The sequence below is a fragment of the Aequorivita xiaoshiensis genome, assembly GCF_022008395.1.
Lineage (GTDB): Bacteria > Bacteroidota > Bacteroidia > Flavobacteriales > Flavobacteriaceae > Aequorivita > Aequorivita xiaoshiensis.
In genome coordinates this window covers 13,376-30,659 of sequence record NZ_JAIRBB010000004.1, presented here as the reverse complement: position 1 = coordinate 30,659, position 17,284 = coordinate 13,376, and the positions used below count along the sequence as shown (strand labels likewise).

The 17,284-nt window shown below is 33.9% G+C and carries 19 protein-coding genes; 6 read left to right on the top strand and 13 right to left on the bottom strand.

Features of this window, described 5'->3' with window-relative positions:
• Positions 1–28: 28 nt before the first annotated feature.
• From K8344_RS06690 to K8344_RS06665, 6 genes are all read right to left on the bottom strand, one after another.
• Entirely contained in the window at positions 29–250 is a 222-nt protein-coding gene (locus K8344_RS06690) for a DUF2795 domain-containing protein (protein WP_014782927.1), read from the bottom strand.
• Between the two features lie 195 nt (positions 251–445).
• Positions 446–1,018 carry a cob(I)yrinic acid a,c-diamide adenosyltransferase gene (locus K8344_RS06685; protein ID WP_237607969.1) on the bottom strand — a complete coding sequence of 191 codons (573 nt, stop codon included), beginning with the start codon at positions 1,016–1,018 and terminating at the stop codon, positions 446–448.
• Between the two features lie 103 nt (positions 1,019–1,121).
• The gene (gene trmD, locus K8344_RS06680; protein WP_237607968.1) at positions 1,122–1,796 is read right to left on the bottom strand and encodes a tRNA (guanosine(37)-N1)-methyltransferase TrmD; all 675 of its coding nucleotides are present in this window, start codon (positions 1,794–1,796) and stop codon (positions 1,122–1,124) included.
• Between the two features lie 470 nt (positions 1,797–2,266).
• Complete coding sequence (locus K8344_RS06675) at positions 2,267–2,548, bottom strand: hypothetical protein (protein ID WP_237607967.1); 282 nt, start codon at positions 2,546–2,548, stop codon at positions 2,267–2,269.
• 624 nt (positions 2,549–3,172) lie between these two features.
• On the bottom strand, positions 3,173–4,621 hold the full coding sequence (locus K8344_RS06670) for a glyceraldehyde-3-phosphate dehydrogenase (RefSeq protein WP_237607966.1): 1,449 nt from the start codon (positions 4,619–4,621) through the stop codon (positions 3,173–3,175).
• Between the two features lie 221 nt (positions 4,622–4,842).
• Positions 4,843–6,231 (bottom strand): trypsin-like peptidase domain-containing protein, encoded by a 1,389-nt coding sequence (locus tag K8344_RS06665; RefSeq protein ID WP_237607965.1) that lies wholly within the window; start codon positions 6,229–6,231, stop codon positions 4,843–4,845.
• 259 nt (positions 6,232–6,490) lie between these two features.
• On the opposite strand from K8344_RS06665, the gene dapF reads away from it, so the two are divergent.
• The 5 genes from dapF to K8344_RS06640 all read left to right on the top strand — a co-directional run bounded on the left by dapF (position 6,491) and on the right by K8344_RS06640 (position 10,613).
• Positions 6,491–7,264: a diaminopimelate epimerase gene (gene dapF / locus K8344_RS06660; protein WP_237607964.1), complete on the top strand. Its 774-nt coding sequence runs from the start codon at positions 6,491–6,493 to the stop codon at positions 7,262–7,264.
• Positions 7,261–7,788: a GNAT family N-acetyltransferase gene (locus K8344_RS06655; protein ID WP_237607963.1), complete on the top strand. Its 528-nt coding sequence runs from the start codon at positions 7,261–7,263 to the stop codon at positions 7,786–7,788. Before dapF ends, K8344_RS06655 begins: the two co-directional genes overlap by 4 nt.
• Positions 7,789–7,873: 85 nt before the next feature.
• Complete coding sequence (mltG, locus tag K8344_RS06650) at positions 7,874–8,917, top strand: endolytic transglycosylase MltG (protein WP_237607962.1); 1,044 nt, start codon at positions 7,874–7,876, stop codon at positions 8,915–8,917.
• Positions 8,918–9,182: 265 nt separating this feature from the next.
• Entirely contained in the window at positions 9,183–9,824 is a 642-nt protein-coding gene (locus K8344_RS06645; RefSeq protein WP_237607961.1) for a hypothetical protein, read from the top strand.
• A 138-nt stretch (positions 9,825–9,962) separates the two neighbouring features.
• Positions 9,963–10,613 carry a peptidoglycan-binding protein LysM gene (locus K8344_RS06640; RefSeq protein ID WP_237607960.1) on the top strand — a complete coding sequence of 217 codons (651 nt, stop codon included), beginning with the start codon at positions 9,963–9,965 and terminating at the stop codon, positions 10,611–10,613.
• Between the two features lie 7 nt (positions 10,614–10,620).
• Here K8344_RS06640 and K8344_RS06635 read toward each other — a convergent pair whose 3' ends face one another.
• The 7 genes from K8344_RS06635 to ribD all read right to left on the bottom strand — a co-directional run bounded on the left by K8344_RS06635 (position 10,621) and on the right by ribD (position 16,754).
• The gene (locus tag K8344_RS06635; RefSeq protein ID WP_237607959.1) at positions 10,621–11,334 is read right to left on the bottom strand and encodes an SAM-dependent methyltransferase; all 714 of its coding nucleotides are present in this window, start codon (positions 11,332–11,334) and stop codon (positions 10,621–10,623) included.
• 8 nt (positions 11,335–11,342) lie between these two features.
• Positions 11,343–11,456 carry a T9SS type A sorting domain-containing protein gene (locus K8344_RS14295; RefSeq protein WP_420908348.1) on the bottom strand — a complete coding sequence of 38 codons (114 nt, stop codon included), beginning with the start codon at positions 11,454–11,456 and terminating at the stop codon, positions 11,343–11,345.
• A gap of 83 nt (positions 11,457–11,539) precedes the next feature.
• The gene (locus tag K8344_RS06630) at positions 11,540–11,974 is read right to left on the bottom strand and encodes a low molecular weight protein-tyrosine-phosphatase (RefSeq protein WP_237608110.1); all 435 of its coding nucleotides are present in this window, start codon (positions 11,972–11,974) and stop codon (positions 11,540–11,542) included.
• An 88-nt stretch (positions 11,975–12,062) separates the two neighbouring features.
• Positions 12,063–13,490 carry a chromosomal replication initiator protein DnaA gene (dnaA, locus tag K8344_RS06625; RefSeq protein WP_237607958.1) on the bottom strand — a complete coding sequence of 476 codons (1,428 nt, stop codon included), beginning with the start codon at positions 13,488–13,490 and terminating at the stop codon, positions 12,063–12,065.
• A 695-nt stretch (positions 13,491–14,185) separates the two neighbouring features.
• Positions 14,186–14,812, bottom strand: coding sequence for an IMPACT family protein (locus K8344_RS06620; RefSeq protein WP_237607957.1), 627 nt, complete (start codon positions 14,810–14,812; stop codon positions 14,186–14,188).
• A gap of 23 nt (positions 14,813–14,835) precedes the next feature.
• Positions 14,836–15,708, bottom strand: coding sequence for a DMT family transporter (locus K8344_RS06615; RefSeq protein ID WP_237607956.1), 873 nt, complete (start codon positions 15,706–15,708; stop codon positions 14,836–14,838).
• Positions 15,705–16,754, bottom strand: coding sequence for a bifunctional diaminohydroxyphosphoribosylaminopyrimidine deaminase/5-amino-6-(5-phosphoribosylamino)uracil reductase RibD (gene ribD, locus K8344_RS06610; protein ID WP_338144591.1), 1,050 nt, complete (start codon positions 16,752–16,754; stop codon positions 15,705–15,707). The genes K8344_RS06615 and ribD overlap by 4 nt, the downstream gene beginning before the upstream one ends.
• A gap of 28 nt (positions 16,755–16,782) precedes the next feature.
• On the opposite strand from ribD, the gene K8344_RS06605 reads away from it, so the two are divergent.
• A complete protein-coding gene (locus tag K8344_RS06605) occupies positions 16,783–17,268 on the top strand; it encodes a GNAT family N-acetyltransferase (RefSeq protein WP_237607954.1) in 486 nt (161 codons plus the stop codon).
• Positions 17,269–17,284: the final 16 nt, after the last annotated feature.

Here is a 17,284-nt window from a genome sequence, read left to right as displayed (position 1 = left end):
TTTAATGTTTCCCAAAACGTTTTGGGTATTAATACTCATCCTCGTTCCAAAGGTAATCGTCGTCGGTAGGATAATCCGCCCAAATCTCTTCAATAGAGTCGTAAGAGTCTCCTTCGTCTTCAATTGCCTGAAGGTTTTCCACTACTTCTAGTGGAGCACCAGTCCTGATCGCGTAATCAATCAATTCATCTTTGGTTGCGGGCCAGGGTGCATCGCTTAAATATGATGCTAATTCTAATGTCCAGTACATAGCACTTTAGGTTTTAGTTTTCTGCAAAAATAATTTTTTAGTTTAGAAAGTCAAGTAAAAACTAAATTATTTCTACAATATTTTAAAGAACGTTTTTTAAACTTTGATTATCAAGCAGTTGTACATGGCATTGTTAATAAGTTGTTTTTGCTAAAATGCTGTTATACTGCTATTTCTAGTTTTTAATTAATTCAATTATAATTTTTCCGGAATCCACTTTGTTTCTTCCGCGTTGCTATCGTTAGACAACTTTCGTGCCAGTACAAATAGGTAGTCAGATAGTCGGTTTAAATACATAAGCACACTGTGGTCAACAGGTTCATTTTCATTTAAAAGCGTTGCTCTACGTTCAGCTCGACGACATACCGTACGGGCAATGTGACAATATGACACTGTGGTGTTACCACCTGGCAAAATGAAATGCGTCATAGGGGGTAGTGTATCATTCATTTTGTCCATTTCCGTTTCCAATAAGACAATGTCCTCTTCTTTAATTTTAGGGATGTTTAACCGCTCTTTTCCGCTTTTTAAAGTAGCTTTCGCAGGATCAGTAGCTAAAATTGCTCCGAGTGTAAATAACCTATCTTGAATAAATGTGAGAATTTCTTTACTACGAGAATCGATATCTTGTGTGCGAATTAACCCTAAATACGAATTTAGCTCATCTACAGTTCCGTAACTTTCAATTCTAATATTGTGCTTAGGAACGCGTGTGCCACCGAAAAGAGCTGTAGTACCTGCATCACCAGTTTTTGTATATATTTTCATTTTAATTATATTCCTATTTGTGATTACCAAATTTACAAAATACTATACTAAATAGTAAGTGCTTTGGTATAAGAAACTAATTAGTTTATAGTTTTATAAAATGTTAATCTAATAAATCGGGCCTGCGATCTTTTGTGCGTTTATAAGCTTGTTCTTCACGCCATTCTTCAATTTTTGCAGCATGACCACTAGTAAGAACTTCAGGGACAGTCCAGCCTTTGTAATCTGCTGGACGGGTATAGATAGGTGGTGCTAATAAATTATCTTGAAAAGAATCTGTCAAAGCACTAGTTTCATCACCTAATACGCCAGGAAGCAATCGGATAACTGCATCGCAAACTAAGGCTGCAGCAAGTTCGCCACCGCTTAACACGAAATCGCCCACAGAAATTTCCCTAGTGATAAAATGATCGCGAACACGTTGGTCTACACCCTTGTAGTGTCCGCAAAGGATAATAATGTTTCCTTTTAGCGAAAGCTCATTAGCAACTTGTTGGTTAAAAGTTTTACCATCTGGGGTCATATAGATTATTTCATCGTAATCTCTCTCTGCTTTTAATTCGGATATACATTTATCAATGGGTTCAATCATCATTACCATTCCAGCACCACCACCATATTGATAATCATCAATTTGTTTATAAGCATTGGTAGACCAATCGCGAAGATTGTGAGTGTGAACTTCTACTAACCCTTTTTCTATGGCACGTTTTAAAATAGATGCTTCAAACGGACTTTTAAGTAATTCTGGTAGGACGGTAATTATATCGATTCGCATTAGGATAAACTTAATTGATGAGTGATTTTAATAGGGTAAAAGTAAGGAATTGACTCTTAAAATCAACTATTTTTGATTTCTCGTTCCTTTTTGCGTTTAGCGCGTTCTTCATCTCGGACCATCTTATATACCTTACGTTCTTGTTGTGGCATAAGTTTCATAAGTTTATTTTTAATTTTGTAGTTGCTTTTAGAAAAAGTTTATAAATACGCCTTTTTAAAAATTCATCAAAACGAAACCAAGCATCCGATTTTTTATTTTTTAAACTGCCTTCATAAAACACTGTTTGTTCGAATGTTTCAGCGTTCTGATTCTTTAAAAGAAAATTAAAAATCTCAGAATATCCACCCCAGAATTCAACTGTAAATTTTCTGCCTTTCTTGTTGATTCCGTATTTGAAAACATTTGTCTAGCATAACCTTTGATGATTCATTTATAACGGTTACCTCACATTTAATACTGAATTTACGTTACATAAACTCTAAACCTGTGTAGTGAATTGTGAAATCGGTTAAACTACTTGTTTCTGGGTTACCTGCTGTAAAAACCAGATTCATGTCAGGGATCTTTTTTGAAAAATTTATATAACCTTCTAAGAATACCTTGGTATTGCTAAGCGTGAAACCTGATGTTCGGATAGGGGGAAGTAGTTCTTTCTTTTTAACAACCTTACTCAAATTGTCGGGGTAAAGAGCTAAATCGTTAATTTCAAAAATTATATTGAGTTGCTTATAATTTTCTAAGAAAGTCAATTTTCCCTGTTAAAATTCCAGACGGTTAATGTCTGTCATTATGAGCTCCATAAACGATAATGGCAAATCATTTATGCTTATTTCATTAGTTTCATTTTTTTTTAAAGAAAAGGCCACTTCTGGATTATTCAAAACAACATCACTCACTAATTAGGTTTTAAACAACATTTTCCTTTCAATAAAAATATCAGTTTAAGGTATGTTAAGAAGCGTTTTTTGAGATTTTGTAGTGTTTTTATTTAAGTGTAGTTCTTTTATATTGGAAGCCCCGCGAAATATAAAAACATTTACATCTTCAATTTTACTGTATTATTCTGAAATATTATTTAGCGTTTTATTTAAATGATTATTAAATAAAAAAGGAAGATAAAAGCGAAAATTAGAATTTAAAATTTAAATGAAATTATAAATCACTTTTTTTTGAAGTATAATCGCTCAATCTCGAGTGGTATATACGTCTATATATGATCAAACAAATTTGAGAGAAAGCCTATTAACGTTCGGTTACTGAAGTCATAAAAAAAACTTTGCGTCCTAATGATTTCGAGATAATTTATCACAGAATCAGTGAGGACGCAAAGATATAAACTAAGGGAATTTAAAATCTACCCTTGTATTTAACTACTAGTAATAAGTATATCTTCTTACTTGTGCAATATATTTCGCCAAGCGAATTACTTGGTGACTATATCCGTATTCATTATCATACCAGATGTATAGTACAACGTTTTTACCATCTTCAGTAGCGATAGTTGCATTACTATCGTAAATGGCAGGAGCAGAAGAACCAACAATATCGCTAGATACCAACTCATTGCTTAACGAGTATTTAATTTGCTCAACTAAATCACCTTCTAAAGCGTATTTCTTCATTACAGAATTAATATCTTCAACTGAAGTTGGCTTAGCAAGCTCAAGGTTTAATACTACAAGTGAACCATTAGGAACAGGAACACGAATAGCATTGCTTGTAAGTTTACCAGCTAATTCTGGTAATGCTTTAGCAACAGCACTTCCAGCACCAGTTTCGGTAATAACCATGTTTAATGCAGCAGCACGACCACGACGGTATTTTTTGTGCATATTATCTACAAGATTTTGATCGTTTGTGTATGCGTGAATAGTTTCTAGATGACCACGAACTACACCAAAAGAATCTTCTACCGCTTTTAAAATAGGCGTTATAGCGTTGGTAGTACAAGAAGCAGCTGAAAATATATCAGTTGTGTTAGGGTCGTGCTCGTTTTGGTTTACACCGTGAACGATATTTGGAACTCCTTTACCTGGTGCAGTTAATAATACTTTTGAAGCACCTTTAGCTTTTAAGTGACGGCCTAAAGCTTCTTCATCACGGAAAGCTCCTGTGTTGTCAATAATTAAGGCGTCTTCAATTCCATATTTAGTATAGTCGATATCTTCAGGATTGTTTGCTGAAATGATATGAACTCTAGTACCATTAATAATTAACGCACTGTTTTCAAGATCTGTACGAACAGTTCCTGGGAATTCACCGTGAACAGAGTCGTTTTGAAGTAATGAAGCTCTCTTATCTAATACAGTTTGATCTACATTCCCGCGAACTACAATTGCACGAAGACGAAGTTGATTACCTTGACCAGTGCGGCCCATTAGCTCACGAGCTAATAAACGACCAATACGACCAAATCCATAAAGTACTACGTCTTTAGGAACAACAGTTTTAGCTTCTTTTGCGTCTTTTAGTTTTGCTGATACAAACGCAAGAGCGTTTGAATACTTATCGTCTTCCAAGTGGAATTCGTAAGTAAGTTTTCCAATATCTAATTTAGCTGGTGGAAGATCTAGCGTTTTTATTGCTTGAGCAATTTCAACAGAGTCAAAAATTGAAATTGGCTTTTGTACAAATTCACCCGCATATTCGTGAAGGTTTAATATTTCGCTCACATTGCGGTCTATAAGTTGGTTACGGAAAAGAACTAGTTCAATGGACTTATCGTACCAAAGGTCGCTAATGATTTTAATAAATTCTACTGAAGCTTTTCGGCGATCAGTTTGAAAAGACAGTTCTTTTTCATAAACGTCATCAAAACTCATAAGGAAGGATTTAAGGGTTTAAATTTGTTGCAAAAGTACTCTTTTTCATCATTTTGAAGAAATATAAACAGTAAATAAAAATCAATACTTGAAAAGTATATAAAAGACTGTAAAAGAACAGTCGAGAACCAAAAGTTAAATATCACTTATACGTTCTCGACTGCGTTCAACCAACAAGAATCCTTTTCATTTAGTTGATTCAAATTTTGTTGGAAAATAATCTATCTAAATATAAAGGTGTTAATACTTCCTGCTGTATCCATGAAAGTCATTTTAATAGGTGTGCGGGTGTTGCGATTCATCATAATTCGCTTTACATCATCAATGTCTTTTACGGTTTCATCGTTGATTTTTGTAATTATTATTCCTTCAAGCTTGTATTGTGCGATTTCAGGGGTAAGTGCACGAGTTACAATTACTCCGTTTTTAAGTCCGCGTTCTTTTAATTCTTCAGCAGTAATATTCTTTACTTCTAATCCTAAATCATCCATTGAAAATGTTTCTAGCTTTATAAGCTTAACAGCTAGAGTTTTCACATTTCCGTTTCGAAGTACAGTTACTTCAACTATGTCATTAGGTCTTTTAGAACCTAAATACCCTGAAAGATCAGCAAATTTTGAAACTTTAAATCCATCCAATTGCTTAATAACGTCACCTTCTTTTATTCCAGCTTTGTCTGCACCGCTGCCTTTTTCTATGCCTCCAACAAAAACTCCTTCCGTATCTGTGATTCCATATTTTTCAGCGATTTGAGGATTTATGTTGCCAACTTGTATACCTAAAATTCCGCGTTGTACATTACCGTATTCAAGAATATCTTCAATCACTTTTCGTGCATTGTTTGAAGGTACAGCAAAGGAATATCCAACAAAACTCCCAGTTTCTGAGGTTATTGCGGTATTTATCCCAATTAATTCACCTCTCGTATTTACTAAAGCACCTCCACTATTTCCGCGATTTACAGCAGCATCAGTTTGAATAAAGGACTGTGGATTCCCATCAAATTGATTTAAATCCCGAGCTTTAGCACTAATAATTCCTGCCGTTACTGTTGAAGTAAGATTAAATGGATTTCCTACTGCGAGAACCCATTCGCCAATCTTTATATTGTTTGAATCTCCAAAGGGGATAAATGGAAGTTCCTCATCATCATCAATTTTTAAAAGTGCAATATCTGTTGAAGGATCTGTACCTATTAGTTTTGCTTTATAAACCTTATTGTTATTCAAAGTAACCTCTAGGTTCGAAGCATTGGCAATTACGTGGTTGTTAGTAATAATATATCCATCAGGCGAAATAATTACTCCGCTACCACTACCTACCATAGCTCTTGGCTGACCACCACCTTGAAAAAACTCGAATATATTAGTAGGTTGTCTACTTACAGTAATATTTTTCACGTGAACTACCGCATGAACTGTTTTTTCAGCAGCTTCAGTAAAATCGGTACTCATTTCAGCTGCAGTTCCTAAATAGGTAGTCGGGATAAATTTTGATGTTTCTTGCGGAGCAAATGAAATACGCTCTTCGCCTTCTAGATACTTATAGCCTCCTAGTGTAATGGCGCCCGCAAATAGCGCTACTAGAAATAAACGGAATGTTTGTTTCATTGTATAACATTTTTTAATTAATACTAATTTTTTAAATTCAATATATTTTTCATTTACGCTGTATTATTCTGCAATTCAGATGTTTCTTGTCTAAGAGTAAGATGTATTGAAAAATCATTTTGCTAACAAATTTTATCACAGCTTAACAAATTTAACAAGCATTATCTGAAAATAGTGTGCCATAATATCTGATTTAACTTGTATTTAACTCAATTACTATCCTTCAACTCGTAGTGGCTTTTTATATCTTTGCGCAGATATGGAATTCACCTTTTATAAATACCAAGGAACAGGAAATGATTTTGTGATTATAGATAATCGCGATTTGTTCTTCCCGAAAGAAGATACGGCTCTTGTAGCAAAAATTTGTGACCGTCGTTTCGGAGTTGGTGCGGATGGTTTATTGTTATTAGAAAACAATCCATCGGCAGATTTTACAATGGTGTACTATAATAGTGATGGAAACTTAAGTACAATGTGTGGTAACGGTGGAAGATGTATAGTGCACTTTGCAAAGTTTTTGGGGATTATTTCAAAAAACACAAATTTTGAAGCTGTAGATGGTTTGCATGAAGCATCAGTTGAAGGTGATTGGGTTTCTTTGAAGATGAATAATATTAACACGATAACTACTGCAGAAAACTATATCTATTTAAATACTGGGTCGCCACATCACGTTCAGTTGGTTTCCGACCTTGAGACCTTCAATGTTTTTGGACAAGGAAAAGAAATCCGCAATAATATTTATGGTAAAAATGGTTCAAATGTAAATTTTGTTGAACAAGAAAATCCTGACACTTTTTCAGTTAGAACATATGAACGCGGTGTTGAAGATGAAACACTATCCTGTGGAACAGGTGTTACAGCTGTAGCAATAGCAATGTTTGAAACTGGAAAGACATCAAGTAACGATATAACATTAATTACCCCAGGAGGAAACCTTCAGGTTAGTTTTGAAAAAACTGCTAAAGGTTATAAGAATGTATATCTAGAAGGGCCAGCAACTCAAGTTTTTAAAGGAATTTGGAAATGAAGACACTAATAGGAGAGAATTTATATTTACGTGCTTTAGAACCTTCCGATATAGATTTCCTCTATATTTTAGAAAACACCGAATCGCTTTGGGAAGTTAGTAACACTACTACACCGTTTTCTAGATTTATCCTTCAACAATATTTACAAAACAGTCACCGCGACATCTACGATGTAAAGCAATTGCGTCTAACAATTTGTAAAAGTGATGACGAATCGATTATCGGCTTTATAGATCTTTTCGATTTTGATCCCAAACATCTAAGAGCAGGGGTGGGAATTGTTATATTTTCTGATGAAAATAAACGAAAAGGTTTTGCTTATGAAGCGTTAGAACTAACCTGTAATTATGCTTTTAAACATTTAAATCTTCATCAAATTCACGCAGGCATTACTGAAGATAATATAGGGAGTATGAAACTTTTTGAAAAAGCGGGATTCTTACAAAACGGACTTAAAAAAGATTGGATTTATTCCGACAGGAAATTCAAAAGTGAATATATTTATCAAAGAATTCAAGCTTAACCTTTATGATGCACTGCAAACTAAGGCTTACTGAAGCTACCTGCTTTCTTAATAACAATAACCAGTTAATTTTTAATCAAATAAAATGTACATAAAAAAAATATTAGTAGCCATAGTATTATTAGGTGCCGTTGCTATGGGTGGGTTTGCTTGGTACGTTTACAACACAGCTTTTACGCCAAATACTGCATTCAACAATAATGAAGCTCACGTATATATTCCAACCAATGCCACAATTCATGATGTTATTGAGGAATTAGAACCGCTAATAGATAATCCAGATTCTTTTTTAGCAATAGCAAACAGAAAACAATACTCTTCTAATATTAAAGCTGGTCATTTTATTATTAGAAAAGGGATGAGTAATAACGATATTATAAATACTCTTAGAAGTAAAAATATTCCTATAAATATAAAGTTCAATAATCAGGAACGATTGGAAAATTTGGCAGGACACATTTCTGCACAAATTGAAGCGGATAGCACTTCACTTATTACCGCTATGCGTGATCCTGAATTTTTAAAAGAAGTAGGATTAAATGATGATACAGCACTTTCGCTCTATATTCCAAATACCTATGAGTTTTATTGGAACACTTCAGCAGAAACTTTTCGTGAACGAATGAAAAAAGAATACGAACGTTTTTGGAGTGATTCACGAATCGAAAAGGCTAAGAAACAAAACCTCACAAAGGAGCAGGTAATGTCTTTAGCAGCAATTGTTCAAAAGGAAACTGCAAAAATAGATGAACGCCCTAGAGTTGCCGGGGTTTATCTTAATCGATTAAAAGTGGGGATGTTACTTCAAGCAGATCCTACAGTTATATATGCTTTAAAACGTGAGGCAAATGATTATGATCGAGTGATTAAACGTGTATTATATAAAGATTTAGAACTTGATTCGCCTTATAACACGTATAAATATGCAGGGGTTCCGCCTGGTCCAATTACAATGCCTGATATCTCTTCTATTGATGCAGTTTTGAACCCCGAGCAGCACAACTATTATTATTTTGTAGCAGATGTTACTAACTTCGGTTACCATAAATTTGCTAAAACCCTTGCTCAGCACAATCGCAATAAGACGGAGTATGTGCGATGGGTAAACAGCCAAGGTTTAAAAAGGTAATAGTCTCTTTCTTCTGTTAAAACATTTTAAAAAACAAGGTTAAATTTTGTTAAGACCGCTTTAGTTTTTTCTAATTATTGTAACTTTTTTGATGTAATCAATTGACCATCAGGTATGGTTGAATTGTTTGCGATGATATTTGGCACAATATTTTCATAATACGCGACGAACAAATTTTGTCGATCACAATGTTTGTTTTTAAAAAGTTTATTTCGTCTCGCACACGGCGATGACGCAATAATTATAATTTAAAACTAAATAAAACATGACGAAACGTTTTATGAAATTGTCTGCGCTGCTAGCTGTTGCAATTTTTGTTGCTATGGCTTTCTCTTCTAAGAAAGAAGATTATAGCAGTTCTATATTCACTACAGATATTGTAGGTGACGTAGCCCATGTTCCCTACGAATATGAAGTGAATTTGAATTCTCAAGATAGGATTCCCTATCTTGGCAAGTCGTTCCTTGGGTTCTGTTATGACCTCGGCTTTAGTGAAAGCAGTGGAAATTACAAAGCCGTAAACAGATTAGGATATATGGGCAAATACCAGTTTGGCCGTTCAACTCTTAATTGGGTAGGAATTTATAATACTACTCAATTTTTGAATAGCCCATTGTTACAAGAAAGAGCTTTTAAGGCTTTAATTTCTAAAAACAAATGGGTTTTGAGAGATTATATCGACCAATATGTGGGCCAAACAATTAGTGGTATTAAAATATCCGAATCGGGCCTAGTGGCTGCGGCTCATCTAGGAGGTGCCGGAAATGTTAAAAAATTTCTGGATAGTAAGGGAGAGATTGTCTTTAGAGATGCAAATCGTGTACCAATCACTAAGTACATGAAACGCTTTGGAGGCTATGATATCTCTGAAATACTTCCTGATAATAACGCAAAAGCGACATTATAATTATTGAAGAAACCAGGTTGACAAGCCTGGTTTTTTTATTATCAATATTTTAACATGCTGTAAATCAAGTTAATAAAAAAAGCGTTATCTTTGCGCCCTCAAAATAAGAGGTAGCAGTACTTCTGAATTTTAGAATGAATGAAAAAAAGATATTATTTTATTATCACTTTACTTGTTGTTACCGTAATAGTGGGGACAGGTTTTAATTCGAATGAAAGCAACTACGATCTTTCAGTTTTTAGTACTGAAGGGATGGAGTTGAACTACAATGTGCCCACCGAAGAGGAAGTAATTCCATTAGACGCTCCTCTGAAACCTAAGTACTATTTATTCTTAGGAAAATCTTACTTAGGATTTAAAGAAGCTCTTGGTTTTAAAGAATCTAGAGGGGATTATCACGTGGTTAACCCTTATGGGTATATGGGAAAATATCAGTTTTCAAAAAATACCCTGAAAATGATGGGACTTAGAGATGCTGATAACTTTCTTTATAACACTCGTCAACAAGAAGCAGCTTTTATGGCTTACACTTCTTTAAACAAGTGGATTTTACGTAAAGATATTAAACGAACTGTAGGTAAAGTAGTGGGAGGGGTTAAAGTTACAGAATCTGGTATCCTAGCTGCAGCGCATTTAGCAGGAGCAGGAAATGTAAAAAAGTTCCTTAGAAGTGGTGGTGCGGTTGGTTTTGAAGATGCAAATGGTACTTCAATCCGTTACTATCTACGAAAATTTTCAGGTTATGATACTTCACATATTGTGCCTAACAGAAAACCAAGGATAATGTAATAAAATACTATCCGTGAATGATAAATAAGGTGGGTCTTTTATGAAGGTCCACCTTTATTTTTTTCCACACACTCGTTGGAGCTGTTTTAATATACTCTGAAGGCAAAGTAATATCACAAGCAACACAAATTCTAGTTTGTGGATTTAAGATGTCTGTCAAACTTTGAAGCATCTGATTGTTGCGATATGGCGTTTCAATAAAAAGCTGTGATTGATCGAAATCTTTAGACAGCTTTTCAAGGCGCTTTAATTCAGATTTTCTTTCACTTTTGTCGATAGGCAAATATCCATTGAAGGTGAAGTTTTGTCCGTTCAATCCACTAGCCATCATGGCTAGTAAAATAGAAGATGGTCCTACTAGAGGTACTACTTTTATACCTTTATCGTGAGCGTAATGCACCGCTCTTGCACCAGGGTCGGCAATACCAGGGCAACCAGCATCGCTTATAACTCCCACATCAAATCCTTCTAAGCAGGGATTGAGCATAGCTGGAATTTCCTCAGGCTGAGTGTATTTGTTTATTTCTTGAAGCTTTAAAGAAAATTGTTCTTTCTCTGGGGAAATACTTTTTATAAACCTTCTAGCGTTTTTTTGATGCTCTACAATATAATGATCTATTTTTTCAATAGTATTTTTAATAGAAATAGGAAGTACAGCTAATGGAGGAACATCTCCCATTGGACAGGGGATAAGGTATAATTTTCCTTTTTCGGGATTCATTACTGATATTATTGAATTATTAATCTTTTGACAACAATTTGTTCTTTTTCAGAAGTTATTTTGGTGAGGTATATACCAGACCTTAAACTTGATACCTTTATTTCCTTGTTATCTGAAAGTATGTATTCCTCAAATTAGGTAAGATTGAGTGTTAATACATATAAGCGTTATATATTAATAACTACTAAAAAGCTATAAATATCCATTAAAGCTTATTAGCAATTACTTCGCAGGCTTCTTCCAGCATCTTATAAACATCATCAAAGCCTGAATCTCCTCCGTAATAGGGATCTGGAACATCTACATTTTCTCCAGGGAAAATCTCGTTTAAAATAAGTTTTACTTTACCTCTATGTTCTTCATTTTTCGCAAGATCCAACACATTTTCTTTGTTGGAGTTATCCATGACGTATATGTGGTCAAACTCATCAAAATCACTAACGCTAAATTGTCTTCCGCGTTGATCGGTTATGTCTAAATTATTTTTTTTAGCCACTGCAATACTTCTGCTGTCTGGTTTACTTCCTACGTGCCAGCTACCAGTACCTGCTGAGTCTACAATTACCTTTGACGAATCAACTTTAGCTTTTAAAATACCTTCGGCTAAAGGCGAACGGCAAATATTGCCTAAACATACCATTAAAATTTTTGTTTTTGCCAAAATGAAAATTTAAAAATTTTTAAAATAAGGTAAACAATTATGTGTTTAATTCTAAATGAGAACCAAATTATAAAGTCAACTTTTTGTTTAGATCTTCAACATATTTACGGAACTGCTTGTCGGTACTAGAAAGATTATCAACAGTTTTACATGCGTGTAATACAGTTGCGTGATCTCGCTGACCTATTTGTGAGCCGATGGAAGCTAGTGATGCTTTGGTTAGTTTTTTAGCAAAGAACATCGCTAATTGTCTAGCTTGTACAATATGTCTTTTTCGCGTTTTAGACTGAAGCGTGCTTACGTCCATTTGGAAATAATCACTAACTACTTTTTGGATGTATTCTATAGAAACCTCACGTTTGGTGTGTTTCACATAGTTATCTACAATCTTACGAGCAAGATCAATTGTAATTTCCTTTTTGTTAAATGATGAATGAGCTATTAAAGAAATAATAGCGCCTTCAAGTTCACGAATATTGGTTTTGATGTTGTTTGCCAAAAACTCTATAATTTCTTCAGGCATATCAACACCATCACGGTATAATTTACTCTTTATAATTGCAATTCTTGTGGCGTAATCTGGGTGATTCAATTCTGCAGATAACCCCCACTTAAAGCGTGATAGTAGTCGTTGTTCGATATCGATCATATCTACAGGTGCTTTATCACTTGTTAATATAACCTGCTTTCCATTTTGGTGTAAATGATTGAAAATATGGAAGAAAACATCTTGTGTTCCAGCTTTACCCGAAAGCAATTGAATGTCATCAACTATTAACACATCTATTATTTGATAGAAGTGAATAAAGTCGTTTCTATTATTCTTAGTAACCGATTCTATATATTGTTGTGTGAATTTTTCAGCAGAAATATACAGAACAGTTTTTTCTGGATATTTATCTTTTATGTCAACGCCAATAGCGTGGGCTAAGTGAGTTTTTCCTAAACCAACTCCTCCAAATATCAACAATGGGTTAAATGATGTTCCCCCTGGTTTGTTTGCCACTGCTAAACCTGCAGAGCGTGCCAAACGATTAGACTCTCCTTCTAGGAAGTTTTCAAAGTTGTAATTAGGATTTAATTGAGATTCTATTTTAACATTTCTAATTCCAGGAATTACAAATGGATTTTTTAATTCAGGACTTTTATTTTTTAATGGTACATCAATTTCTTGTGATCGTAAATTGCTGCGGTTTGCACTAGGAATTTTTTCAGTAAAGGGTTGCTTATTACCATATGTATTTTCCATACGGATTATATAAACCAACTTTGCGTTCTTACCTAATTCTTTGGTAAGAGCAACTTTTAATATTTTCACATAGTGCTCTTCTAGCCATTCGTAAAAAAACTTACTTGGCACTTGTATGCTGAGAGAGCAGTCAGCTAGTTTAACGGCTTTAATTGGTTCGAACCATGTTTTATATGCTTGAGAGGAAATGTTGTCCTCTATAAAAGCCAAGCAGTTATTCCAAACCGATTCCGCAGTCTTGCTCATAATTTAATCTTGAATAATTTATTTTAATTTTAGATGTGGCTAAAAAATAACGGATGGAGAGTTTCCGACCTATTTCCTAACAGTGCAAATATGTGAACAAAATAGTTATAAAAAAAACCACTTTGGGGTTGAAATATTCAATTTTTTTCGTCATACTCCACTTTCGATAAAGCTACAAAAAACTTTTATCAAACACCCAAATATTTGCAAGAAGACAATTGTAAAAATAAGAAAGCGTTTGAAATAAATTAATTAGTTGCTTGTTTTATTTTAGTCAGTTAAGTTTTAGGTTTTAAACGAATTAAACGTAAAGACTTATAGGCAGTGGGATGTGTTTTAAGTTTCTGGTTGTAAGCGCGATAACTGTTTGTGTTTTTCAGTCAATTGTTAAACATTTTTTGCGGAAAAATTATTCGAAATTAATTTCTTTTTTCTGAAAAAATAAAGTTTCTGTTTTCAAATTTTTTATAAAATTTATAATCAATCTAAACTGTTTTAAAATTGATAAATTTAAATCGTAATTATAAAAAAAGAAACATTGACATTTAGGTAGGTTTATGAAATTTGCAATTAGCTTTTTAAGCTGTAAATTGTTGATACAGGTTGTTGAAAAGTGCAATACTTTCCATGACTATTCCAAGTTGCTGTAATTAAAAAATCATCTAATTTTGGATTAGACGTTAGCTTTTTTGAGACTATTCTTTTTTATCTTCTTCCTTGATGATTTTTACTTTGTAAGTGTTTTCAAAAAGTTCAAAAATTCTATCTGCATCTTTTTTTCTAACAGAAATTTCGAACTCACAACTCAGTTCAAGTTTCTGATTTACGATTTTGATGTTTTCGTCTTTTAAAATTCGCATTACAGTATTCATTTCAGGATATTCACATTGTATGAAAAAGATTTCGTCTATAGTTTTAGTGTGAATTCTGCAAGTTTCTAATGCCATTTGCGCAGTAGTTTTATACGCTTGAATTAATCCGCCCACGCCAAGTTTTGTTCCGCCAAAATAGCGCACAACCACCACCAATATATTAGTAACGTCAAAAGATTGCAACTGACCGTAAATTGGCATTCCAGCGCTATTTGAAGGTTCTCCATCATCATTTGCGCGATACTGTTCGTAACTTTTTCCTAATTGCCAAGCATAACACCAATGTCGTGCACTGTAATGTTGCTTTTTAAGGTCTTCTAAATGCTCTTTAATTTTTTCTTCTGAAGTAACAGGAAAAGCATAGCCAAAAAACTTACTTCCTTTCTCTTTATAAAGAACTTCTTTCGATGGTTTTAAAATGGTTTTGTATGTGTCTTTTTCCGTTTCCAAAAGTGTGTATTTAATTTTTTAAACTACCATTTTTCCAAAGCTATAAATAATATACTTAGCACAGCCAACCCAATTCCAATCCAGTTTTTTCTCAATAGTTTTTCCTTAAATAGTAAAATACCTAATATTGTTGAAGTCATTACAATTGCAACGTTATTAACGGTAAAAACTCCAGAGCTTTCTAGTATATTGCTGCGTAGGGCTTCAACTAAAAAGTAAACCGAGAAATAGTTTGGAATACCTAAAGCAATTCCACCAACAAGGTTTTTAAATTCAAACGTAAAACTTCCTTTAACTAGTTGAAATATTAGTATTCCAAATCCAATAAGGCCAGCCATTGCATAAATTGTTGCTGAAAATATTGGGATATCGCTTTTGGCAATAAACTCGCCTTCTAAATATTTGATAGTCGTGTCAATAGTGCCACTCCCTAAAAATACAAGAACAGGAAAAATAAAATTTGATAATTTTATTTTAATTCCTTCTTTAGTTTTAATAGAAGCCAGGTACACAGCAACCAAAGCGAGGATAATTCCAATAATTTTAAAAAGCCCTAGACTTTCTTTATAGTATAATAACCCGAATAGAATTGGGATAACTACACTCATTTTTGTGGCTACTGAAACCACCGAAAGTCCACTGCGCTGTGTTGTTATCGCCATTAGGTTAAAAACCAAAATAAATAATCCACCTAAACCAAGGGCAAATGGAAACCATTCAAAATGTGGTACGTCAGAAAATTTTATTGAATCTTCCTGAAGTATGATTCCGCAGATACAAGCAGTAACATAATTAAAGGTAAGGGCTTGAAAAGTATTGATTTTAAACCGTGAAAAGAGCTTAAAAACCACAAAAATCATTGTGGAAGATAGTATACTAAAGAGAAGTGCTATCAAATGCTAGGGTTTTTAAAAATTTTTAATGTGTCTTCCTTTATCATTTTTTCCGAAAAAATATCACCTTTAAAAATAGGAGTCTTTATGCCTTCACTAAAAGTGTTCTTACCTGTAAAAATATACGCTTCATCCCAAAGTGATGTATCAATGAAAGATTGTAAGGTCTTTGATCCTCCTTCAATAATTATAGATTGAATATTGTTTTTGAAAAGAACATCACAGATTTGTTGTGGAATATTCTTTTTGAAATCTAATTTCTCAAATTCAATATTATCTGAAATTTTGCTCTCTTTATTATTAAAAACAATAGTTTTTACACTCCCATCAAAAACTGAAACCTCTGGCGAAATTTTTAAGGTTTTATCGATAATAACTCGTATTGGATTTTTGCCATACCAATCTCTTACTGTGAGGGTTGGATTGTCTTCTAAAACAGTATTAGTGCCGACTAAAATTGCCTGTTCTTCGGCTCGCATTTTATGTACAATTTGTCGTGAAAATGTATTTGTAATCCAGACTGGTTTTTTTTCATTTCGTGTTTCGCTCTTCGGGGCGACAAAGCCATCCGATGTTTGCGCCCATTTCAAGAAAATATAAGGTCTTTTTTTCATGTGAAACGTAAAAAACCGCTTATTAAGTTCGTCACATTCCTTATCTAAAACTCCAACAATCACTTCGCATCCAGCTTCTATTAGTCTTTTTATTCCACGGCCGGCAACTTGAGGGTTAGGGTCTAAGCTCCCAATTACTACTTTTTTAATCCCCGATTCAACAATGAGATTGGCGCAGGGTGGAGTTTTTCCGAAATGACTGCAAGGCTCTAAACTTACATATATTGTAGCGTCTTTTAAGAGTTCTCGATTTTCTACGTTTTCTAAGGCGTTAACTTCAGCGTGTGGTTGTCCTGCTTGATAATGCCAACCTTCGCCAATAATCATATTATTGTGTACAACAACGCTTCCCACCAAAGGATTTGGATAGGTGGTTCCTAATCCGTTTTTAGCGAGTTGTATACATCGCAACATATATTTTTCGTGTATCTTCACAGCGTAAAAATACAAGGTTTTAATTAGAATGAACACACCAATTATTCGTCTTATTAAAAAGAGTGATAATCTTCAAATTGCCAAAGTAATACGTAGTATTTTGGAGGATTTCAACGTGCCAAAAATTGGTACTGCCTACGCTGATACTGCATTAGATTGTATGTATGAAACCTATAAGAAACCCAAAACTGCATACTTTGTAGTTGAAGTAAATAGTAAAGTAATAGGAGGCGCGGGAATTGCTAAACTGGATAATTTTGATGGAAATGTTTGTGAACTTCAAAAAATGTATTTTTTACCCGAAGCAAGAGGAAGAGGTATTGGGGCGCAAATGATGGAAGTTTGTTTGTCTAAAGCGCGTGATTTTGGTTATGAGAAGATATATCTCGAAACTATGGAATATATGACTCATGCTCAGAAACTCTACAAGCAATCGGGATTTAAATATATTAAGGCTAGAATGGGGGACACGGGGCATTATTCTTGCCAAATACATATGCTGAAAACGTTGTAAGTTTTATATAATTATC